The organism is Pedobacter chinensis, assembly GCF_003339865.1.
Classification (GTDB): Bacteria; Bacteroidota; Bacteroidia; order Sphingobacteriales; family Sphingobacteriaceae; genus Pedobacter; species Pedobacter chinensis.
The window spans coordinates 54,773-78,453 of the sequence record NZ_QPKV01000012.1 but is presented as its reverse complement, the minus strand read 5'-3'; the positions used below and the strand labels follow the sequence as shown (position 1 = coordinate 78,453).

The window sequence follows — 23,681 nt, the reverse complement described above, 5'->3', positions numbered from 1 at the left end:
TGCCCGTATAATCCATACGAGGCTACGCTGTGCATTGATCTGGTTTTTTTATTTTTTACTTAATTAAACAAATAATGCTGAAAAAAATTATTCAGTTTTCAATAGCGAATAAGCTTGTAATAGCCCTGTTCACTTTGGGGCTGATCGCATGGGGCGTATATTCCCTGAGACAACTTCCCATTGATGCCGTTCCTGATATCACCAATAATCAGGTTCAGGTCATAACCCTTAGCCCATCCCTTGCTACCCAGGAGGTAGAAAGGCTTATTTCCTATCCCGTAGAACAGACCATGTCCACCATACCTGAAATAGAGCAGGTACGCTCCATTTCAAGGTTCGGACTTTCGGTTGTAACTATCGTATTCCATGATGATGTTGACATCTACTGGGCCCGGCAACAGGTAAACGAAAAGCTTGCCGAGGCCAAGAATAACATCCCATCAGGACTTGGTAATCCAGAAATATCACCCATATCAACAGGTCTTGGGGAGATATACCAATACGTGATCCATGCAAAGCCTGGATTCGAAAAGAAATTCAACGCGCGCGAGCTGCGCACCATCCAGGACTGGATTGTAAGGAGACAGCTCCTTGGTACGCCGGGCATTGCAGAGGTCAACAGTTTCGGTGGCCTTTTGAAACAGTATGAGATTGCGCTTGATCCCGATAAGCTGCGGAGCCTTAACCTGAGCATCAGCGATGTTTTCGCAGCCCTTGAACAGAACAACCAGAACACGGGGGGCGCCTATATAGACAAAAAGCCAAATGCCTATTTTATTAGGAGCGAAGGCCTGGTCGGCAATCTTGATGACATCAATAAGATCGTTGTCAAAAACAATGCGAACGGAATCCCGGTGCTTATCCACGATATCGCCACCGTACAGATCGGTAGTTCCATCCGTTATGGCGCACTTACCCGTGCAACAAAGGATGGTGAAGGTGAGGCTGTTGGCGGTATAGTAATGATGCTGAAAGGCGCAAATGCCAATAACGTGGTAAAACAGGTGAAGGCTAAGATAGACAGAATCAGTAAAACTCTACCGAAGGGGGTAACCATTGAGCCGTTCTTAGATAGAAGTGCGCTTGTTGATCGTGCCATGGGCACAGTAGCCAAAAACCTCATCGAGGGCGCCCTGATTGTTATTTTTGTCCTGGTTCTTTTTCTTGGAAATTTTAGGGCCGGGCTGGTTGTTGCCTCAGTGATTCCGCTTGCCATGCTATTTGCGATTTCCCTGATGAACCTTTTTGGCGTATCGGGAAACCTGATGAGTCTTGGCGCGATAGATTTCGGACTTATCGTCGATGGGGCCGTAATTATTGTGGAAGCCACAATGCACATCCTCTCTGGGAATAAGCTTGGCCGCGCTTATACACAGGCCGAAATGGATGAGCAGGTTGAAAAATCTGCCGTGCGGATGATGAGCGCTGCGGCATTTGGACAGATCATTATTCTGATCGTTTATCTTCCCATCCTTGCCCTTGTAGGTATTGAAGGCAAGATGTTCGGTCCTATGGCACAAACCGTTTCCTTTGCCATATTGGGAGCCTTTATTTTGTCCCTTACCTATGTTCCTATGGTTTCCTCGCTGTTCTTAAGCAAAAAAGTTGCCCACAAAAAGAATTTTTCAGATCGGATGATGGATTTTTTTCAGCGCCGTTACACTCCAATGATCAAGGCTGCACTCAATAAAAGAATAATTGTTGTGGCATCATCGGTTGTTCTTCTGGTCATCAGTATTTTTATCTTTACCCGGATGGGGGGAGAATTCATTCCCACGTTGGAGGAAGGTGATTTTGCGGTAGAAACCAGGCTACTTACCGGCAGTTCCCTTTCCCAGACTATTGATAAAGTAAATCAGGCTTCAAAAATCCTTGTAGAAAAATTTCCAGAGGTGAAAGAAGTAATTGGTAAGGTTGGTGCTGCCGAGATTCCTACCGATCCCATGCCAATGGAAGCATGTGATCTGACCATAATACTCAAAGATAAAAAAGACTGGACCACTACCCATGACAGGGAAGAACTGGCAGAGATGATGAGTAAGGCACTTGAAGAAGTTCCCGGCGTGAGCTTCGGTTTTTCACAACCAATCCAATTACGCTCAAATGAACTTATCTCGGGAGTTAGACAGGATATTGGGATCAAAGTTTTCGGAGATGACCTCGAATCCCTCACCAGTATATCCCAAAAGATCGGGAAAATTGTTTCGGGTGTAGAGGGCGCAAAAGATCTCTATCTGGAACAGGCAACCGGTCTGCCGCAGATAGTGGTAAAGATCAACCGTGATAGGATTGCACAATATGGATTGAGCATAGGAACGGTTAACCAGGCACTCAATACTGCTTTTGCAGGACAGTCTGCGGGGCTGGTATACGAGGGAGAGCAGCGTTACGATATCATTGTTCGCCTTTCCCAACAGAACCGCCAGGGTATTGATGATGTTAAAAATGTCTATGTGACTGCCCCGAACGGCAATCAGGTTCCCCTTGACCAACTTGCTGACATAGAGTTTAAGATCGGCCCTAACCAGATTCAACGTGAGGATACCAAACGGCGCATCATAGTGGGGCTGAATGTCCGTGGCCGTGATATCCAGAGTGTGGTAACAGAGATTGAGCAGAAAATAAACGAACAGATCAAAATGCCCGCAGGATATTACATTACCTATGGAGGGCAGTTCGAAAACTTAAAAGAGGCGACACAAAGGCTTTCTATTGCCGTTCCGGTTGCACTTTTACTGATATTGCTATTACTGTATTTCTCATTTGGATCTGTAAAACAGTCGATACTGATTTTTTCTGCTATTCCGATGGCCGCAATCGGGGGAATATTTGCATTAATCCTGAGGGGAATGCCTTTCAGCATTTCCGCCGGTGTTGGATTTATTGCATTATTCGGGGTAGCCGTGCTCAACGGAATCGTACTGATTACCGAATTCAACAGATTGAAAAAAATGGATAAATATAGTATAAGGGACATTGTCCTCAAGGGAACTGCTATCCGTCTGAGACCTGTACTGATGACCGCAACTGTAGCCTCTCTTGGGTTCCTTCCAATGGCAATATCCAGTGCAGCAGGCGCTGAGGTGCAGAAACCGTTAGCAACCGTAGTAATCGGGGGACTGATTACTTCCACCATATTAACCTTAATCGTACTTCCAGTGCTATATACTTATTTTGAAGGTTGGAAAAGCAAAAAAACTGCCCTTCCAACAACTGTAGTTACCCTAGCGGTGTTTTTTGGACTTTTCATTTTATCGGGACAGGCGCAGGCGCAGACGGTTCCCACCAAGGGTATGAGCCTTGAGCAGGCTTTGAGCACAGCATTGAGTAATAACCAGGCTTTGAAATCCTCAACCCTGCAGATTGGCAGGCAACAGGCGCTAAGGGGATCCTCAACAGATCTTGGAAAGACCAGCTTTGAGGTGCAGTACGGACAGATGAATACCATCAAACGCGACAATAACTTTTCGGCCTCTCAGAACATACCCTATCCGGGGCTGTTCAAAAGTCAGCGCAACTTGTATGATGCGCAGATCAGGGGAGCCGAAATCGGCCTTCAGGTAACACAAAGAGAACTTTCCTATCAGGTGAAAAGCGTTTACGCCCAGTTGGGCTATTTCATTGCCCTTCAAAAGCTTTACAAAAGCCAGGACAGTGTTTACAGTAACTTTCTGAAGGCCGCCTCATTGAGGTACCAGGCAGGAGAGACCAATCTGCTTGAAAAAACTACCGCCGAAACTCAGTATAATGAGGTTCGCAACCAGATGAGCAAGAACGAAGCTGATATCCTTGCCTATACCGCCGAACTTAAGCGTTTGCTCAATACCAGGGAACAGATCAGTATCATGAACGCGGACTTTGGCCAGGTAGTCTGGAATGTTAGCCAGGCTGATACCATTACATCAGAAAATCCAATTCTTGCGCTGCAGGCCCAGCAGATAGATATTGCCGACAAGACGGTAAGGCTCGAGCGCTCACGCTCCGGCCCCGATTTCAGTATCGGCTATTTCAACCAGTCCATTATCGGAGCACAGAATGTTGGCGGTCAGGATCTTTATTTTAATGGAGGCAAACGTTTTCAGGGAGTTTCCGCCGGGATCTCCATACCGCTTTTCTTTAAGCCTTTCTCCTCAAGGATAAAAGCCGCAAAGATAGATAAGCAGGTAGCCGAAAGCGATTTTATCCTTTCCCAGACAGATCTTCGTGGAAGGTATGAGCAGGCCTTCCAGGACCTTCAGAAAAATTCCAGAAGTATCGCCTATTATAAGAACAGTGCCCTGCCGAATGCCAACCTGATCCTAAAGCAGTCCCAGATTGCATTTCAGGCAGGGGAGATCGGCTATGTAGAGTATCTGCAGGCCCTGCGTACCTACTCTGATATCCGCTTCAGCTATCTGGAGGCCATCAACCAATACAATCAATCAGTATACACATTACAGTACCTAAAAGGTCAATAACAATATAAAAATGAAAAAAATATTAAAAGCCCTCAGCCGATTATCTTACATTGGGGCACTGGCAGTAGTGCTTTCTTCCTGCGGCAGCAAGGAAAAAGATGGCGCTGGAACAGAAGCCTCTGCAGACAGCACGGCCACCGAGGAAAGCAACTCAGTAGAGCTCAGCCAGTCACAGTTCAAGTCTGTAGGGATAGAGCTGGGAAGTCCCGAGCTCCGTGCACTCAGCGGTATGCTGAAAGTAAATGGCTTTATTGACGTGCCACCACAGAACCTGGTGAGCATTACCACTCAGATGGGCGGTATTGTAAAATCCACTCCGCTTTTACAGGGGACAAAGGTGAGCAAAGGTCAGGTTATTGCCATACTCCAGAATCAGGAATATGTGCAGATGCAACAGGATTACCTGGAGAGCAAAAGCCAGCTTGAACTTTCGGATTCTGAATACAAAAGACAACAGACCCTTGCCCAGCAAAACGTTAATGCTCAAAAAACACTCCAACAGGCCAAAGCAGCTTATCTGGGAAATCTTGCAAGGGAAAATGCATTAAAGCAACGTCTTCAACTGATCAATATCAATCCGTCCTCGCTAAACGCCGGCAATATCCGTAGCCAGATAAATATCTACTCGCCGATCAATGGCTATGTAACCAAGGTTAACGTAAATACGGGCAAATTTGTGGCCCCCAATGATGCAATGTTCGAAATCGTAAACAGTTCGAATCTCCACGTTGAGCTCAACGTTTTCGAGAAAGATGCACAAAAGGTAAAAAAAGGACAGAAGGTGCTTTTTTCACTCACCAATGATTCAACCCAGCGTACTGCTGTCGTACAGCTGGTAGGCGGTGAGATCAATGCCGATAAGACCGTGACCGTTCATGCTATTGCCCAGGGAAGCGCCGGGTTTATCCCTGGTACTTACCTTAAGGCTTTCATCGAAACAGGTGCCGTGCAGGTAATGGCTTTGCCTTCTGCAGCGGTTGTAGACTTTGAGGGCAAAAAATACATTTTCGTCCAGAACTCGGCGGAAAAAAAGGCAAAGGAACCAGCAAAAAACGAGTCGGGAAACAAAGAAAGCGCCACTGAGGCCGGCCATCATTTCGAAATGGTAGAGGTTACAACGGGTATATCCGATGGCGGTTATATAGAGGTAACTATGCCTTCGGGACGGGATTTTACAGGCAAGGTTGTACTTAAAGGTACATATGATCTGCTGTCAAAAATGAAGAACAGCGAAGAAGAGTAAAGTCCCCACAAAGAATTTTTAGTACACACATTGAATAAAAGGTGCCTCGTTAGGGAGGCATCTTTTTAAAAAAAGTGAACCCACACGGGCAGAGAATACAGATAAAGCGGTTGCCCTGAATATTCAACAAAAATCAATTTACCCCGATATGGAAAACAAGAAGAAAAAATCCGACACCAAATCATCTGCCAAAAAGCCTGTAGTCCGGAAGGAAGGCTCAGATTCCAAAGAAACAAAAGCGAAGCCGGTAAAGGAAGAAACCAAAACTTCTTCACAGCCTATTTCTGAAAAACCATCCAGGAAGGGAAAAGAAGCTGAAAAGGAGAAAGAGGCTCATCTTGACCATGCTGAAGAGGAAGGCCATGATCATGAACATGGCGGGATTTTCGGGAAGAACACGGAAATGATCTTCGCCTTTATCTGTGGCGCGGCGCTGGGGATAGGATTTGGAATTTCTTTCATAGACGGTGTTCCCGAATGGGCAAGCCTTGCACTCTACATAACAGCCTATTTCTTTGGCGGTTTCTTTACGGCCAAGGAAGCAGTTGAAACTATATTGAAAGGTGGCTTTGAGATCGACTTTCTGATGCTGGTCGCCGCAATCGGCGCAGCGATCCTGGGCTCCTGGGCCGAAGGCGCATTATTGCTCTTCCTGTTCAGTCTGGGACATGCGATGGAACACTATGCGATGGGCAAGGCAAGAAAATCCATAGCTGCCCTTACCAGTCTGGCTCCCCCGACAGCCCTGGTTGTCCGGGATGGCAAGGAATCTGAAGTGCGCATCGAAGAGCTTCAGCTTGGAGATGTCATTATCATCAAGCCCAACAGCAAGATTCCGGCAGACGGAGTGGTTGTAAAGGGTGAGGGCAGTGTCAATCAGGCCCCTATAACAGGAGAGAGTGTGCCAGTGGACAAATCACCCGTACCGGACGCATCAAAGGACTATTCTGCCGAAAAAACCATCAAGCCCCAGTTCCGTGTATTTGCCGGAACAATCAACGGAGCATCGGTTCTGGAGGTTAAGGTAATCAGGGAAGCCAAGGATTCTACCATCTCACGCCTGATCAAAATGGTAAATGAGGCGGAAAAACAAAAATCCCCAACGCAGCTATTTACCGACAGGTTCGAAAAGTATTTCGTTCCAGTTGTACTGGTTCTTGTGACCGCACTATGTTTTGCATTCCTGGTTATCGATGAGCCTTTTAGCAAAAGTTTCTACCGCGCGATGTCCGTACTGGTTGCTGCCAGCCCGTGCGCTTTGGCGATTTCTACCCCAAGCGCAGTACTTAGCGGTATTGCAAGGGCTGCACGTGGCGGAGTCCTTATAAAGGGAGGGCGGCCACTGGAAGATCTGGGCGAACTCAACGCCATCGCGTTCGACAAGACCGGAACACTTACCGAAGGCAAGCCCCAGCTCACAAACGTGATTCCACTGAACGACATGTCAGAAGAGGAACTAATGGGTATTGCTGTTGCAGTTGAAAAACTCAGCGACCACCCGCTGGCCGAAGCAATTGTAAAAGGCGCACTCGAAAAGATGAAGAAAAAATCCGTTCCTGAGGCACATAACGTGAAAGGCATTACCGGAAGAGGTGTTCAGGCTGAGGTCAACGGTAAAAAAGTATTCATTGGAAACAAGGCCCTTTTTGAAAAGGATGGAATACCCGAAGATATTCTCAAACAGGTTGAAGAGCTGGAAAAGGGCGGACATACTTCAATGCTTGTCAGGGTCGATAAAGATTTCATCGGCATTCTTTCCCTTATGGATGTTCCCCGTGAAGAGGCAAAACATGTGCTTAAAGAACTCGAAGAGCTGGGGATCAAAAAAATGATTATGCTAACCGGGGACAACCAACAGGTTGCAGAAGCGGTAGCTAAACAGATCGGTGTAACCGAGGCATGGGGCAACCTTATGCCGGAAGACAAAGTCAAGGCAGTACAGAAACTCGCCAAATCAGAAAAAATGGTTGCGATGGTGGGAGACGGCGTGAATGATGCCCCGGCCATGGCCAAAAGTACCGTAGGTATCGCTATGGGCGCTGCGGGATCTGATGTTGCTTTGGAAACAGCAGATATTGCCCTGATGGGCGATAAGCTGGAAAGTCTTCCCTTTGCCATCGGGCTTAGCCGTAAAGCCCGGGGCATCATTAAACAGAACCTCTGGATTTCCCTTGGTGTTGTCGCCGCACTTATTCCACTGACCATACTGGGTGTCGCTTCGATCGGACCGGCAGTAATCGCCCACGAGGGATCGACGTTGGTCGTAGTGTTTAATGCGCTGCGCTTACTTGCTTACGACAACGGACATAATAAAAAAGCACCGAAAAAGAGGAAAAAATAAGGCATGTTCAAAAAGGTTAAAAAATTCCTGAAAGCCCTGGGGCCGGGCATCGTTACCGGTGCGAGTGACGATGACCCATCAGGTATTTCCACCTATTCACGGGGCGGTGCAAAATATGGTCTGGCAACGCTTTGGGCAATGATCAATACATTCCCCCTGATGGCTGCAATCCAGGATTGCGACCGTATCAGGCTGACCAAAACGCTTAGGAAACACTATCCAAAATGGGTATTGTACCTGTTGATCATATTCAGCGTGCCGGCAATCGTCCTGAACATTGGTGCCGATATCGCTGATATGGACGCTGTGGAGCATCTCATATTTCCTGCCGTTCATGCAATTGTTTTTAGTGTGCTCTTTACCGGAGTACCTCTATTCTTCATCATCTATCTGCCTTACTCGACACTTGGCTCAGTGCTGAAATATCTGTTCCTGACCCCCATGGAGATTCTTATCGGCACATGCCTCGACCTCAATCTAGGGTACCTTTCCTTTGGTGCCTATAGATTTTATTTAAGAAAGAATTATGCAGGCTAAACAACTTATTTCATTAAACATACTGCTGTTTGCAGCGTTTCCGGTCGTCTTACTTATAGTCGGTGGAATGATCGTAACCTGGAAAAAGCCCACGGCTGCTGTGCAGAGTACGATCCTCCACTTTGCTGCAGGGGTAGTTTTTTCAGTCGTGGCAGTCGAGCTTTTGCCAGATATGATCAGGATCCATGATACAACCGCGATAATTATAGGTTTTACCTTGGGTATTTCGGCCATGCTTCTGATCAAATGGTATACCGCCAGGCTTGAGCTCAAAATGGGCGGAACAAACGACAGCAAGCTGTTGCCTTGGGGAATGCTTATCGCGGTAGGCATTGACCTGCTCTTGGACGGTCTTCTTTTAGGGATAGGATTTGCAGCGGGATCAAAAGAAGGAACCCTGCTTGCACTGGCACTTGCGATGGAATGCCTTTCGCTGGGACTTGCAGTAGGTACCAGGCTGACCAAGCTTGGAAGTTCCAAAAGGAGGCTGATCAGGGTGCTCTCGCTATTTGGCCTGGTTTTTCTATTGGGAACAGGGGGAGGTTTTTTTATGCTGCATTTTACAGGAGAAAAAGTACTGGAACTTGTGCTCTCATTTGGTAGCGCAGCATTACTGTTTTTAGTTACCGAGGAACTTCTTGTCGAAGCCCATGAAGAAAAGGATTCTCCATTTTTTACCGCGGCTTTTTTCTTAGGATTTCTTCTGTTTATGGTTCTGGGGCTCATTATTTAATCTAAACCGATGAATATTATCGCTAAAATCAGTCAGTTCGATGCGCACCATAAACTTTACCTCTCCCTGGGTGTTGCTCTTGCCGTCCTTGGTATTTGCTATGCTACGGAACTGGAAGCCTCTGTCAGGTTGATGGTTGTATGGCTAAGCTATGCAACAACCAGCATAGCGCTTGCATGGACAACCATTAGCTCCTCGCATCCCAGTCAGATAAAACACGATGCCCATGCGCAGGATTCAAGCAGGACGCTCATTTTTCTTTTTGCCATAGCTGCTGCATTCGCCAGTCTTTTTTCCATTATTATCCTTTTGCGTGAAAATTCGGAAAAGACCGATCAGGGCCTTTTTATGACTATCGTTATTCCGTTGCTCTGCGTGGTTAGCTCATGGTGGTTGGTTCATACGGTCTTTACCATGCGATATGCACATTTCTATTACTGTGACATCGAGCATGAGAAGAAAGGAAAAATAGAAAAACCCGGAGGACTGATCTTTCCGGGAGGAGAAGATCCCGATTATATGGATTTTGTCTATTTCGCTTTCGTGGTTGGAATGACTTTTCAGGTATCTGACGTAGAAATCTCCTCCAAACGGATCCGAAGGCTTGCATGGATGCACGGTGTTCTTTCATTTGCCTTTAATACAGTAATAGTTGCCCTGACAATCAATGTGCTCTCGGGCATGATCCAAAAATAATTTAATTTAAAACTAAAAACCTATGGACTGGACACCAGAAAATTTTCCACTTGAGATGAAGGACCTTGACCCAAGGGTAAGGGAAAAAGCGATCGAGATCGCCAACGAGCTTAGAATTACCAAAGAGGTAAGCGAGCTCAATATTGTTGAGGTCGCCATCAACAGGGCCCAGCAATGGTTTATCAGCCTGGAGGGATAATGGCAGTGCAAAGACTATCCCCTGATCACACAAAATATAATCCAAACCGCGGAAAGGTATCCACAAGGCTCCTGACCGATCTTAAAACATTGAATAAAATGCAGATCAAAAGAAACAACAGGCCCAGGCCTGCTGCTGCCAGGGGTGGGGGAACAGCTCCAAAAAAGAAAAAGGCCAAGGGGCCAAAGAAATCGGTTTTCCTGATGGTATTTTATTGGATACTGGCGCTGCTGCTGGCACTCGCCATTTATTTTAAAGCCAAACATTTCTATAATTCACATTGGGACAAGGATACCAACGAAAAAAACAACGATTCTGTTATCAACACCCCCGGATCTAAAAAATAAACCATGAAGCAGATTTTTATGAAAAGCCGATATAGTGTACTATATTTCTTTATCTTTTTCTTCATCTGTGTCTCGACCATGCTGAGGATCAGTTTTACTGCGATTTCGCTCGGAAAGGCGGGGCTGGGATTTGGAGAAATCCTCACCGCCTTTGCTAAAGGATTCGTCTTCGATCTTGGGGTGGCCACATATTTCAGTGTAATTTATGCCTTTTATCTGCTCATCCTTCCCCAAAAATGGAACAGGACTGGATTTAACAAGGTGTTTACCCATATCCTTCTTTTTCTGATGGTCTTGATTTCGGTATTTTCTTTTTTCGCAGAATTTACTTTTTGGCGGGAATTTGAGAGCCGTTTTAACTTTATAGCAGTAGATTATCTGGTCTATACTTATGAGGTTGTGCACAACATCAACGAGTCCTATCCGCTGCCGCTTTTGATTTCAGCTGTTGTCATAATCTCCTTTTTATGGAACTATCTTATGAAGGGGGCGTTCAGGAAGAGCTTCGAGTCTGCTACACCTTTTGCCCGTCGATCGGTAAATACAGCCCTGATCATTCTGACAGCAATATTCTATACGATCGAGATAGATAACTCCTGGGGGGATAAAAGCGGTAACCGTTATGCGGCAGAAATTTCCAAAGCAGGGATATATTCTTTCGTAGCGGCCTTCAAGGCGAATGAACTTAGCTACGATCAGTTTTATCCGATGCTCACAAATCAGCTTGCCTTCAATTTGGTAAGAAAAGAACTCTCCTCTTCCTCTAGCAGGTTTATTTTCAAAGGTCCTTCGGTACGTAGATCGGTTCTGGCCGGTAATGGCCAGACGGAACCCAATGTCATCATGGTGGTCATGGAGAGTTTCAGCGCTGATTATATGGGCACTTTTGGCAATACACAAAAACTGACACCTGTTCTGGATTCGCTGGCCAAAGAGAGCATCCTATTTGAGCGCATGTATGCAACAGGCACCCGTACCGTGCGAGGGATGGAGGCGCTTTCCCTCGCCGTTCCGCCAACACCGGGGAATAGTATTGTAAGGAGGAGCAATAATGCAAACCTGAGCACAATAGGCAGTATTTTTTCCAAACGTGGGTATTCCACAGGCTTTTTTTATGGCGGGGACGGTTACTTTGACAATATGAACCAGTTCTTCGGAAGCAATGGCTATGACATAACAGATAGGGGGAGGAAGCTTACAATGGGTGATGCCTATCTGGGAAAGCGGACCATCCTGAGCGATAGCGAAGTGAGCTTTGAAAATGCCTGGGGCGTTTCGGACGGGGATCTTTTCGCTGCGGTAATCCGTGATGCGGATAAAAGGCACTCGTTAAAGAAACCTTTCTACGATTTTGTCATGACCACTTCCAACCATCGGCCCTTTACCTATCCCAAAGGAAAGATAGATATCCCACCAGGCACGGGAAGAGAGGGCGCAGTAAAATATACCGATTATGCCATTGGGGAATTTTTAAGACAGGTCCGGAAAAAGCCATGGTTCAGCAATACCGTGTTTATATTCGTTGCCGATCACTGCGCGGAAAGCGCAGGAAAGAACGAGATTGATATCTCCCGTTACCATATCCCGGCGATGATATACAACCTCAATGGACAGCCCCCTTCAATAATTCCCAGCCTTTGCTCACAGATAGATCTCTATCCAACCTTGTTCGGCCTGTTGAAATGGGACTTTGAGAGCAATAACTTCGGTATGGATGTTAGATCAGCCGGGTACCGCCCAAGGATCTTGCTAGGAACCTATCAAAAGCTCGGTTATCTCCGTAGCGACACCCTTGTGGTACTCAGTCCAAGGAAGCCTCCGCAGAGCTATCATTATGATTTCAAAACCAATACACAGACCTCGGCGAAATCTTCTGAAACACTTGGAAGGGAAGCCATTTCTTATTATCAGAGTGCCTATTATCTCTTTAGGACAGGCGGATTAAAAAAATAAGAATATTATGAATGATTATCAGTTATTATTGATCTGTGTGCTAGCGGGGTCTGTGATCCTGCTAACAGGTAAATACTTTTTTAAGCGCAGGCGCAGAAACATCTTCAGTATGCTTATAGGAGATGTTCAAGCTTATGTAAGCTATCTTTTTGAGGAGCACTGGCAGGCTGACCTGGCATACCACGATCTGGATCATACCAGACTTGTGGTCAAAAGGACCCAGGAAATCGCTTCCAATTTTCGCCTGGATGACCTTCAGGAATTCATACTTTTCTCTGCCGCATGGTTTCATGACACCGGGCAGCTAACTGGGCCTCCTGCCGGCCATGAGCATCGAAGCGTGCGGCTGATGGAAGAGTTTCTTTCAGATAAAGGGATTGCACCGGATATCATTTCCGCCATCGGCCGCTGCATACTCTCCACCTCCATTCCACATAGCCCTAGCAATATCCTTGAAGAAATTATCTGTGATGCGGATACCTATAACCTGGGCAATGAGGAATTTCTCATCACCGATGCAAAGGTTGCGCGCGAAATGCAGAAAAGGGCAGATGTGGACCTAAGCCATTGGGATAAAGAAACACTTGCATTTCTATCAGCCCACCGTTTTTTTACGCCTTATTGCAAGTCTATGCTCTCGCAGGGAAAGCAAAATAATATCCATTTGGTGCGGGAACGCATAAAAAATAAATCAGGCCAAACACCCTAAATGGATTTGGACAATGAATGGGATATACTCTTAGGCTTCTTGTCGCTTTTATCCTGGCTGGTATCATTAAAAATAGGTTGACACCCCGAACTGCACCGCTCCGGTTCTGGCAGGCGGGTTTCCAAGGATATCCTTCTGCCACTGTTTTCGGTAGGAAAACCTCAGCACGGTTTGTTGCCTTGGCCTGAAACTGATGCCGGGCATTACGCTGAAAAGTTCATCACCAATATTCCCGCCGGTCTCCCTGAACTTCCCTACATTCCAGTCCACATACTCTACCCTGCAGGCTAAACTTACAACAGAATGCTGCCAGCCCAGAATCGTTTTTTTGATCACAGGTTGAACAATATCTATATATCCGCCCATCTGACGGCTCCCGAACTGCTGGGAATAGGTGTCGGGAACATCTACCCTGATCCATGCCCACTCAGCGGTGATGAAGGTCTTAAGTTTGGGAAGTGTAGTGTTAAAGTCTATGGCGAAAACATTTAACCTGCGTTTGTCATCGATAACAATTCCGTCCGACTGCCATTTATTGTAAACACCTCCCATATAGGATACGCCGAGTTCGCCTATATTGTTCCTGCGTACCGCAACCTTTCCCGTTAGAAGCGGCTGCCCGCTTGCAATTTCTTCAAACCTTTCCGGATTCCTTTTTGAGGCAGCCAGAGAGGTTCTGTTTTCAGGGTTTGCAATAATGGAATCGTCAAAGCTGCTTGTGGCATATAACTCGTAGCCCAGCATCCAGTCACCGCTATAGTTCTTGCCATAAATCCCGAATCCTGCACTGCTCCAGGTTGCAGGCAGCATCTGTGTCATGGCGATCGGACGGTCGGTGAATTCCCATTTAGGACCGTCATGGTTCTGGTTGAATGCACCAATGGGATTTAATATCATTCCACCCCTTAAATTAAGCAAGGGGTGCAGTTCCAGATCCAGCGCAGCAAATTCAACCGCTATTTCTTTTTCAGCAGGTTCAAATTCGATCTCGGAAAGGAACTTGATGCGCTTGGAAATGGTTGAGGCTACAAATAGCGTCATCCTTCTGAACTGGAACTGCTGTCCTTCAGAGATCCCGTCTGTACCCTGATACTGCCAGTTGGCTTCCATATACCCGCCCACTGATACCGGAAGTTTTCCCACGGCAATAAAAGGCCGTTCATAAACTGCATCCATGTTGAGTGAGTTTTTTGCTGTATCACTGGGTTTGGCCCTTAAAAGTTTCGGGTCGATCTGGGCAAAAGCCATCTGACCGATACCAATAGATATGATAAGCGTAAAGAGTTTTTTCATACTGCCTTCAGTGAAATTTTGATCCTGGTTTTTTCTATGGTAATGGGGAAAGTTCTTAAGTTTGCTTCTGCCGGACCATTTGTCATTCTGCCCTTATTGTCAAATTCACTTCCATGGGCCGGACATTGAAGCCTGTCTCCGAAAGCCTGGAGCTCGGTTCCCTGGTGGGTGCACTGCATCCATAGTGCAGAATAATTCAGTTCATCATGCCGGTAGATACAGATGGGATATCGGAGCAGGTCATTGCTGACTACAATGTATCTTTTGAACTGGACATTTTTTTCCTGTCTGATTTCAAAGTCCTTCATTTCTACGACCAGGTTATCCCCTGCAATCTCGCCCGTCGCCGGCACCAGGCTGCTGCATCCACTGATCAACGTGGTGATCCCAAGGCCTCCAAGGCAGGCCATTCCACAGCCTTTTATAAAATCTTTTCTTTTCATTTCTATAGTGATTCTAAAAATCTCAGCATGGCATTTCTTTCTGCCCCAGACAGCTGGTTGAACCTGTTGCGGCTTGCAGATGCCTCTCCTCCATGAAGGGTTACCGCCTCTTCGATGCTTTTTGCCCTTCCGTCATGCAGCAGATGATAAGATCCACCCTGTGAATTCATCGAAAGTCCCAGTCCCCATAGGGGCGGGGTCCTCCATTCGAAGGTCTTAGCCGATCCTTCCGTATAACCATCGTCCAGCCCAGGTCCCATATCGTGAAGCAGCAGGTCGGTATAGGGATGGAATTCTTTGTTGGATAGAGCAACCACTGGGGAAAAAACTGTTTTTAGGGTAGGCTTGTGACAGCCTGAACAGTTGATCTTTTCGAACAGTTTCCTGCCGGTTTCAACTTCGGCATTTCCGGCATCGCGCTGTATGGGCGCTTTTAGCGTCTGTAGATAAAACACCACGTTATTCACTGTAAGTGTGGAAATTTCAGGATCAATCACCATCCGCGTATAGGCATCCACAGGATCAAAGCTTGAAGTTATCCCGATATCCTGGTTGTAGGCATTAACAGTCTGGTGGAGCAGGTTATATGCTGCCGCCTTTTTTCCAAAACGATGGATATATTTTCCCTTCAGTGCAATAGCGTTGTTAAAGGCCTGAACATATGACGGAAGCACTGCGTAATTTGGGACACCAGAAATGCCGTCATTATCCAGATCCTGGGGGTCAGCCATAGCTAGTATATCTGCATCAGCTACCAGTTCGAGAAAGCCAAGGCCGGTATTGGCAGGCGGTGTAAATTTTGAAAAGCTGGCGTCTGCTGGGATTTGCTCAGGTTTGTACCCGGGAATAGCCCTGTTCTGCAGTTGTGGGCCTCCCTGGTCCAAAAATTTATTGCCTGTCTCATCGGTCTGCCCGAAACGGACCAGCGTAGTAAAGGGATGGCCTTTGCCGTCTCCAGCATGGCAGCTTCCGCAGCTGGTTGCAACAAAGCCAGGACCAAGGCCATTCGCAGGAGTAAATATCTCATTGTTAAAGGCCGCATCTCCCAAAGCGAAACGTCTGAGCTGGTCATAGCTGAGTCCTTCCACCGGGCCATCAAGAATTTCATCCTCTTTTGGAGAAGAAGGGATTATCTTCTCACAGGACACCATTATAGCAACTAGGCTCATAAGTGAAAGCAGGACAATGGGTAATCTTTTCTGCATGTTATCTGATTTTTTGTAAATCTAATAATAAAAACAGAAAAGACTAAAAATAAATTTAGGTTTATCTAAAATATATTTTAGGGCTGCCGTTTTTTTTTGTTTCGTTCTGTAACTGTCCCACGCTTAAGTGTTTAAGCGATGATCATTTCAACCGAACCGGATTAAAGAACATTATATTTTCGCAGTACTTTTACGCCTGGTGCAGAATGCTTCGAATCGTTTCGTTTTGGAAATTAGAAACCGATTTCCATCTGACCGTGTTGGGTGAAAGCGCTATACGAGAAAGGCATTTCTAAAAGATAAAATAGTATTTGTAATTGAAAGCGAAAACGAGGGCTTTTTATTTAATCTGGGAGAAAGGTAACTGGTGCAAAACGGAAAAAAGTTCCAGTCATTTTCTTGTGAACAATTCACGATAGCCGCCATACCGTGGGATTAGCATTTTTCAGAAAAATAGTAATTGAACTAAATGAAACTAGCGTTCACTAAGGCAAGATGTGCAATGAGTTTAGAAATAGACACGGGGACTGAACGGTGTCCATATCCCCGATATCTAAATTAACGCTCTCAAGGCTAAGATAGCATTCCATTATATGGAATCAAAATCCTCATCACCAATGTTATCTCACTTTTTAATTGGTCGACTTCGAAACCTTATCAAAAAGGTGAGACTTACAAACTTTAGAAGCAGGCTTCTTAAAAGTTTCCTTAACTAAAGACTTCTGGTTGAAGATTGGCGTGTAACATCAATATTTTCTTGGCAGGTGGGGGTATTGGAATAGCTATTTTTATCAGAAGTGGTAATAATTTATCCTGATTTTAGTAAAAAGGTTAGACGCAGAGACCGCAGGCGATAATTGTATTTCCTTAACTGCAGAGAACACCAATACTTTTGACGAAAATATTCTGAGAGAAGCTTTGCGCTAGCCAAAATATATTCTTGAGCCAATAAAAGCTTTCTTTTCAACCCTATAATTTTATTTTTGTATATTGAGAAAAGCTTTCCGAGGAAATATAGTGGTAGGAAAATAATGTTATGAGTGCAAATAAAATAACTCTCGCCTATGCGGAAGATGAGCGCTGGTTTCGGGAACCAATGGTAGAAATGTTGGTCGAAAGTGGCTTTGATGTCATTGGCGCTTTTAGTGATGGCAGAGAGCTTCTTACTTTCTCAGAAAATTGCTCGACTTTGCCTGATTTGTTTTTAACGGACCTGCGCATGCCCAAATTGAATGGTCTTGAGTTGACAAAAGAAATTTTGAAGAAATGGCCCCACGCGAAAGTGATTGTCCTAACTTCAGAGATAGAAAACTTTTACATAGAGGAGGCAAAGAAAGCTGGCGCTGTATGCTTTTTACATAAAATTATCGACTACAAGAATATCAAACACGCCCTCTTGGAGGTTCACCAAACTGGAGCGACGACCTTCGGGAAACTGAATTTGTAATACCTGGCCCGATTTCCTGTAAGCAGAGGGTTTTAAGGATGAAGGCTTTCTAAATAAGTTATGCACTCTAATTCGGTTAATTTGCGGTGACATTTGCACAGAAATTGCACAAGTTGTTTTTCGGTTCCCAATGTGCACAACTAATATTTGATACCGTTGCACGAATTTTACTTAGTTTTAAGCGTTTTAATTACAAGGGGTTCGAGAGAAATTCCTATTTTCACGAAAGGGTCTATTAAAAACGGTTTATGTTGATGATGTTATAGGGATATTGAAATATTCTATCATCAGCTTTGAAGCTATAACAAAATAGCGCATTACAATTTAAGTTTAATTTAATACAAAGTGAAACTTAGGGCTGGCAAATGAATTAATATACATACATAAATTGCAAATGCTAGCGACAACAAGTATCTTTCACTCATATTTATAATCTCAATGAGCCTGTTCGCTATTCACAATTATCAAAAAGAAGTAGAAGATATCATTCACTTTGGTGGGACAAAAAAAGAGACTGCTATAAGGAGTGCTTTCCATAATCTATTAAATGAATACGCACAAGGAAAGGGTCTAAAGGTAGTAACGGAAGTGAGTATTCAGGCGAATAATAGCAATAAAAAGGTTACGCCAGATGGTACTTTAAAAGACTCGTTGCGACAAGACTGGGGGTATTGGGAAAGTAAAGATGAAAGTGACGATATAAACGAAGAAGTACAGAAAAAGTTCAGTAAAGGATACCCTACTCAAAATATACTTTTCGAAGATAGCAAGACGGCAATTCTTTTTCATAACGGGCTAGAAACAAGTCGCGTATCAATGAAAGATGCAAATGCTCTTCACAACCTTTTAACTGATTTTATAAATTATGAAAGGCCAGAGGTTAAGCATTTTCGTCAAGCAATTGAACTTTTTAAATTGGATATTCCTAAAGTTACCGCGACAATTAGAGAAATTATTGAGAAAGCAGAAAAATCTAATAAAGAGTTTAAAAAATACAGCAAAAAATTCTTAAAAATATGTCACGATAGTATAAATCCCAATGTGACGTCCGACGATGTGCGAGAGATGATTATCCAGCATATTTTAACTGAGGATGTCTTTAATACAATATTTGATGAGAATCAATTTCATCGAGAAAATAATATTGCCCGTGAATTAGAAAAGGTAATTCATACCTTTTTTATCGGTACCGTCAGAAAAACGGCACTATCAAGCGTTCAACATTATTATCAAGCGATTAATGCTGCCGCGGCTGGAATCGCTGATCATCATGAGAAGCAAAAATTTTTAAAGGTAATTTACGAAACCTTTTATAAAAGCTATAATCCAAAAGCTGCTGATCGCTTAGGGGTAGTATATACTCCAAACGAAATCGTTAATTTTATGATTAAGGGTTCAGATTTTTTATTACATCAGCATTTTAATAAATTTTTATCCGACCAAGGTGTTGAAATTCTGGACCCCGCTACTGGAACAGGAACATTTATTACCGATATAATAGATTATATTCCTAAAGATAAATTAGAGTTTAAATATAAAAATGAGCTACACGCAAATGAAGTCGCAATATTGCCTTATTACATTAGTAATTTAAATATTGAGTTTACCTATAACCAAAAAATGGGTAAATATGAAGAATTTACTAATCTATGCTTTGTAGATACTCTTGATAATTTGGGATTTACTTTTATGGGGAAGCAAACAAATCTATTTGCTCCATTTTCCCAAGAAAATAGCCTTCGTATCATCAAACAAAATACTAGAAAGATTTCGGTGATAATTGGTAATCCTCCATATAATGCAAATCAAGTTAATGAGAATGAGAACAATAAGAATAGGGAATACCCAGAAATCGATAAAAGGATAAAAGATACTTTCATAAAATATAGTAAAGCTCAAAAAACAAAAGTTTATGATATGTATTCCCGCTTTTATAGATGGGCTTTCGATAGAATTCAAGATAAGGGAATTATTGCATTTGTTACAAATCGGAGTTTTATTGATAGTAAAACCTTTGATGGTTTTCGTAAAGTTATTCAAACAGAATTTGACCAGGCTTATATTATAGATACCATAAGTGATGTCAGAGCCAATCCTAAAATCGCTGGTACAACTCACAACGTTTTTGGAATTCAGACTGGTGTTGCAGTTATGTTTTTGATCAAAAAACAAAACCGAGTTAAGGGTGCACAATGCAGTATTTTTTATACCGCACTCGATGATAACTGGAAAAAAGAGCAAAAACTTCAATGGTTTACAGAAAATTCCATTTCCTCGGCCTCATTCACTCATATTCATCCAGATAAAAATAGCAACTGGCTGAACAACACAGATAATGACTTTGATAAATTGCTTCCGATGTACATTAAAGGTGGTAGTAAGTCGATTTTTAATTTGGCTTCCAATGGAATTTCTACTAATAGAGATGAGTGGGTTTATGATTTCAATGAGAAAAATCTAAAATCTAAAATCAAGTATTTTATTAAGATCTATAACAATTGTGTTAACGCAGGCAATTTTGAAAAATATGCAAAAGAAATCAAGTGGAGTCGTGATTTAAAAAATAAATTAACGCGAAAAATATTTGCTGTCGAGAAATCCGTTTCTTTTGTTAAATGTAACTATAGACCTTACACCAAAAAAATATTGGCTTTAAATTCGGTTTTGAATGATGTGATAAGCCATAATCAAAATTTCTTTAGTAGTAACAATAATATCGCAATTTGTATTAACGGGAACGGATCTGACTTTCGATTTCTTATAGTTGATACTTATCCCGATCTTCACTACACTGGAGATACAAAATGTTTTCCGCTTTATCGTTATGATGAAAAAGGCCGCATTGATAATATTTCAGATTGGGCATTAACTAAATTTATTACTCATTATAAGTTGAAATCTATTTCAAAAGAAGAAATCTTTGAATACATCTATGGGATACTTCACTTTCCTATTTATCTCTCTAAATATGAACTAAACCTTCAACGTGACTTTCCTAAGATTCCATTATATGAGGATTTTTATAAGTGGCAATCATGGGGTAAAACATTAATATCCATCCAATTAAATTATGAAAATGCCAAATTATATCCGCTAGCGGAGGTTCAAACTGGTAATAAAACTAATCCCAGAACAAAACTTAAGGCAGATAAGATATCGGGAATAATAACAATCGATGAGAACACCGAGCTCCGTGGTATACCCAATAGTGCTTGGGAATACAAAATTGGTAATCGTAGTGCGCTGGAATGGGTCTTAGATCAATACAAAACAAAGAGTCCTAAAGATGAAAGCCTTACAGCTAAATTTAATTTGTATGAGTTTTCCTCTTATAAAACTGAGGTAATAACTTTACTAAAAAAAGTTTGTTCAACAAGTGTCGATACAATGGATATTATATTTAAAATGAGCATTTAACCGTAGGATTGTCTTATCTAATTTTATATTATTGATTTAAATAATGATTTAATTGAATTAATTCTTCCAATCATATTTGGTGGTATCACAACCGCAGCGAATGTTTTTGGCAACTGTGTCGTAATTTCGTAGCGACACATCCGGTTTTTTACATTCTTTGTTTTGGCAATGAAAAAGCTTTTCAAAGGCGATGATGTCGGCCCAAAAAGCCTTTAGGTCCCCGAGTTTCGGATCGAAAGGATTATCGTGAGAAAGCAGATTACCGAACACAGAAGAACTGGACAACTTATCTATAATCGGAAGGTTAACTTTTAATTCCGCACTAGCTTTATTAATCTTTGATTTAAGCTCGTTGATCATTTCATCCGGCATCCGTTTTTCATTCACCTCGTTATACTTGAAACTCAGCTTTACTTCCAAGTTCAAACAGATCTTCTTCAGAATATGCTCTAAATATTTCCTTATAGGATTGCCTAATAATGTGACATTGCCATTAGCTAAGTTATATTCAATTATCTCTTTCAGATCATCTGGCGATTCACTCAAATGTGTTCCTTTGATCTCTGTCCATTTGATTTCGTTAATCAGCCAGCCTTTTTTCTTAGCAATCTGACGGACATATTGGAACCATTGTTCTTCATGGGTAAGCAGGACAATCTGATATTCCGAAAATTTATCGAATAAAAGGTCAGCAAATTTTTTCCGGTGATTGGTATCAAAGCTGGAAATTATATCATCCAGTATCAAAAACTTGTTTTCCTTGTTAAACGCGACTACCGAAGCCAAAAAGAATGAAATGCCAAAACAGTTCAGGTGAGATTCACTAAAATATTTTTGAGGTGGTGATACCCATTCACCCTTGTATTTATATTCAATGGTTATGCCGTTAAGCTCGTCATCCTCGCCAATGGTGACGATACGGATTTTCTCAAAAAGTTCACCAGGGTTCATGTACTGGTAATAATCATTGATGGTACCCGAAAAGGTATCAATAAAATTCTGTAGACCTTCTTTTTGTTTTTTTACAAACTCGTTAAAGATGATCTCAAGCGAGTTTTTTTGTTTTTCAAGTTTCTCCCGGTCTTCTTCGAAATTTTTGATTTTCATAAAAGCATCTTTGGCAGCTGATATATTAGCATATAGCACCGTCGTGTTATCACTTGCAATGGCTGTTTTTATCTTTGAGATCCGGGCAGCTATGTCGACGTTTTCAAGAAAATCCGCAGCGTGAAGTTTCAGGGAAGATGCATCACTTAACCTATTACCAGAGGTAACCTTTTCCAATGCAGCTTTCTGATACAGTCCAATCTTGACTTTCAATCCAGCAACAGCCTTACTGATTTTTGAATTGGCCAGATCTTTATACAACAGGTCGGTTGCCAAAGCATCGAGCCTTTTTATACGTTCCGCAGCAATGGCCACCATGCTTGTTTTTGAACTGTCGAAAACCGCTTTCTTTTTAGCGGCTTCTCCTATTTCCTGAAGACGCACATTTATTTCTGCCTGTAAGTCGGTCAGATTTTTTGGTTGTAAGCAAAGCGGACAGCTTTCGTCCTTATGGAATTTTTTGACGATGACATCATTCCCAACCTTTAAGAGTTCGGCAAGATAGGTCTGCATGATAGATCCTACATCATCGGCAATTTTATTAAATTCTACATGGTATTTAGTGTATTCCGTATCGATGAAATCAACTTCCTTTTCGAGGTCTGTTAGTGAGGCCTGACAAGTTTCCAGAAACCTCAGCTCGTTTACGAATTTGGAGGATGCAGGTGTTTTCAATTTAGCCAAGACATTATCTATATCGGCCATTGACCCAACGGTGAAGCCCAAACATAATGGAGCAATGGTTTCATTGATTTTCTCAAAAAGATTAGCCTCTTGGCTAAAAGCCGCCCCTATTTTCTCAATTAAGGTAGTTTTTTGAGTATTGATTTGGTTCTCAAAGTTTTGGTTTTTGATTTCAGCTTTGATAAAGTTGAAAGACTTCTTTAGTACTTCTTTTGCTTTTGTCACTTCGGAAAAACCGATAATATCCGACAGGTTTTTTAGCTTGTCGCTCTTTGTTTGGTCAACAAAATCGCGCAGGAACTGGTAGCGCAGTAACAAGTTTTCCTTTCGTGACCGTTCAAGGTATTCTGCAAAATCGGTTGTATCATTTGAAAATTCAGTAACTAATTTTCCTTTTTTATAATAGAGCTTTCTTTCCGCATTAATGACCGGTTTACTATAGTTGATCTTGATCGACGATTCTTTTTCCCCAGACAGGTAAGCGTTTCTAAGCGCATCTTTCAAATCTATTTCCTGGCTACCCAGGTGCGATACCGCATCAGTGTAATACCATTCCAGTGCATCCGATATACTGCTTTTACCAGTGCCATTATCCCCGTATAAAAGGATGGATTTTTCACCAAGATTTAAGGCGAACTGTTCCTGGACACCCCTTAACCCGGAAATATGAAGTTGCTTAATTTTGATTGGCATCTTGCTCTCTTAAAGTGTGTAATTCATTTTTCACGTTTGTGTCGGTAAGCTTGCCCTGGTCATATAGGGTTGCCAGGGACCGTGCAAGCACTTTGTCCACGTTTGGAATGTTCTCGATCTCTTTGAAAAAGTCGTCCAAAATTTCTTTGCCGGATTTTACGTCGTTACTCATAGCTG

17 protein-coding genes are annotated in these 23,681 nt (G+C 43.0%); 12 read left to right on the top strand and 5 right to left on the bottom strand.

The features are described 5' to 3' along the window. The first annotated feature begins 74 nt into the window (after window positions 1–74). The 10 genes from DU508_RS20685 to DU508_RS20645 all read left to right on the top strand — a co-directional run bounded on the left by DU508_RS20685 (window position 75) and on the right by DU508_RS20645 (window position 13,215). Window positions 75–4,457 carry a CusA/CzcA family heavy metal efflux RND transporter gene (locus DU508_RS20685; protein ID WP_109932806.1) on the top strand — a complete coding sequence of 1,461 codons (4,383 nt, stop codon included), beginning with the start codon at window positions 75–77 and terminating at the stop codon, window positions 4,455–4,457. A 10-nt stretch (window positions 4,458–4,467) separates the two neighbouring features. Continuing rightward, on the top strand, window positions 4,468–5,700 hold the full coding sequence (locus DU508_RS20680) for an efflux RND transporter periplasmic adaptor subunit (RefSeq protein WP_056095224.1): 1,233 nt from the start codon (window positions 4,468–4,470) through the stop codon (window positions 5,698–5,700). A 148-nt stretch (window positions 5,701–5,848) separates the two neighbouring features. Further along, window positions 5,849–8,041: a heavy metal translocating P-type ATPase gene (locus tag DU508_RS20675; RefSeq protein ID WP_056095221.1), complete on the top strand. Its 2,193-nt coding sequence runs from the start codon at window positions 5,849–5,851 to the stop codon at window positions 8,039–8,041. Window positions 8,042–8,044: 3 nt separating this feature from the next. Beyond that, complete coding sequence (locus tag DU508_RS20670) at window positions 8,045–8,578, top strand: divalent metal cation transporter (RefSeq protein ID WP_197413309.1); 534 nt, start codon at window positions 8,045–8,047, stop codon at window positions 8,576–8,578. Continuing rightward, window positions 8,568–9,311 carry a ZIP family metal transporter gene (locus DU508_RS20665; protein ID WP_056095217.1) on the top strand — a complete coding sequence of 248 codons (744 nt, stop codon included), beginning with the start codon at window positions 8,568–8,570 and terminating at the stop codon, window positions 9,309–9,311. Before DU508_RS20670 ends, DU508_RS20665 begins: the two co-directional genes overlap by 11 nt. Window positions 9,312–9,320: 9 nt before the next feature. Continuing rightward, complete coding sequence (locus tag DU508_RS20660) at window positions 9,321–10,007, top strand: DUF1345 domain-containing protein (RefSeq protein WP_056095215.1); 687 nt, start codon at window positions 9,321–9,323, stop codon at window positions 10,005–10,007. 22 nt (window positions 10,008–10,029) lie between these two features. Continuing rightward, window positions 10,030–10,206, top strand: a complete 177-nt coding sequence (locus DU508_RS24005) for a DUF2188 domain-containing protein (RefSeq protein ID WP_167398035.1) — start codon at window positions 10,030–10,032, stop codon at window positions 10,204–10,206. 98 nt (window positions 10,207–10,304) lie between these two features. After that, window positions 10,305–10,553 (top strand): hypothetical protein, encoded by a 249-nt coding sequence (locus tag DU508_RS20655; RefSeq protein ID WP_147273669.1) that lies wholly within the window; start codon window positions 10,305–10,307, stop codon window positions 10,551–10,553. A gap of 3 nt (window positions 10,554–10,556) precedes the next feature. Beyond that, window positions 10,557–12,506, top strand: coding sequence for an LTA synthase family protein (locus tag DU508_RS20650; RefSeq protein WP_056095210.1), 1,950 nt, complete (start codon window positions 10,557–10,559; stop codon window positions 12,504–12,506). 7 nt (window positions 12,507–12,513) lie between these two features. Next, complete coding sequence (locus DU508_RS20645) at window positions 12,514–13,215, top strand: HD domain-containing protein (protein ID WP_115404618.1); 702 nt, start codon at window positions 12,514–12,516, stop codon at window positions 13,213–13,215. 66 nt (window positions 13,216–13,281) lie between these two features. Here the strand turns inward: DU508_RS20645 and DU508_RS20640 are convergent, their stop codons facing one another. From DU508_RS20640 to DU508_RS20630, 3 genes are read right to left on the bottom strand one after another with little or no spacing between them, the layout of a single operon-like run. After that, on the bottom strand, window positions 13,282–14,508 hold the full coding sequence (locus DU508_RS20640) for a hypothetical protein (protein ID WP_056095202.1): 1,227 nt from the start codon (window positions 14,506–14,508) through the stop codon (window positions 13,282–13,284). Beyond that, window positions 14,505–14,951, bottom strand: a complete 447-nt coding sequence (locus DU508_RS20635) for a QcrA and Rieske domain-containing protein (protein ID WP_056095200.1) — start codon at window positions 14,949–14,951, stop codon at window positions 14,505–14,507. The genes DU508_RS20640 and DU508_RS20635 overlap by 4 nt, the downstream gene beginning before the upstream one ends. Window positions 14,952–14,953: 2 nt before the next feature. After that, entirely contained in the window at window positions 14,954–16,156 is a 1,203-nt protein-coding gene (locus tag DU508_RS20630; protein WP_056095197.1) for a di-heme oxidoredictase family protein, read from the bottom strand. A gap of 1,036 nt (window positions 16,157–17,192) precedes the next feature. Here DU508_RS20630 and DU508_RS20625 point away from each other — a divergent pair. Continuing rightward, window positions 17,193–17,603, top strand: a complete 411-nt coding sequence (locus tag DU508_RS20625; protein WP_056095195.1) for a response regulator — start codon at window positions 17,193–17,195, stop codon at window positions 17,601–17,603. A 438-nt stretch (window positions 17,604–18,041) separates the two neighbouring features. Further along, a complete protein-coding gene (locus DU508_RS20620) occupies window positions 18,042–21,020 on the top strand; it encodes a type ISP restriction/modification enzyme (RefSeq protein WP_056095192.1) in 2,979 nt (992 codons plus the stop codon). 57 nt (window positions 21,021–21,077) lie between these two features. Here DU508_RS20620 and DU508_RS20615 read toward each other — a convergent pair whose 3' ends face one another. After that, window positions 21,078–23,504: an AAA family ATPase gene (locus DU508_RS20615; protein ID WP_056095188.1), complete on the bottom strand. Its 2,427-nt coding sequence runs from the start codon at window positions 23,502–23,504 to the stop codon at window positions 21,078–21,080. Next, the gene (locus DU508_RS20610; RefSeq protein ID WP_056095184.1) at window positions 23,488–23,676 is read right to left on the bottom strand and encodes a hypothetical protein; all 189 of its coding nucleotides are present in this window, start codon (window positions 23,674–23,676) and stop codon (window positions 23,488–23,490) included. The genes DU508_RS20615 and DU508_RS20610 overlap by 17 nt, the downstream gene beginning before the upstream one ends. Window positions 23,677–23,681 lie beyond the last annotated feature (5 nt).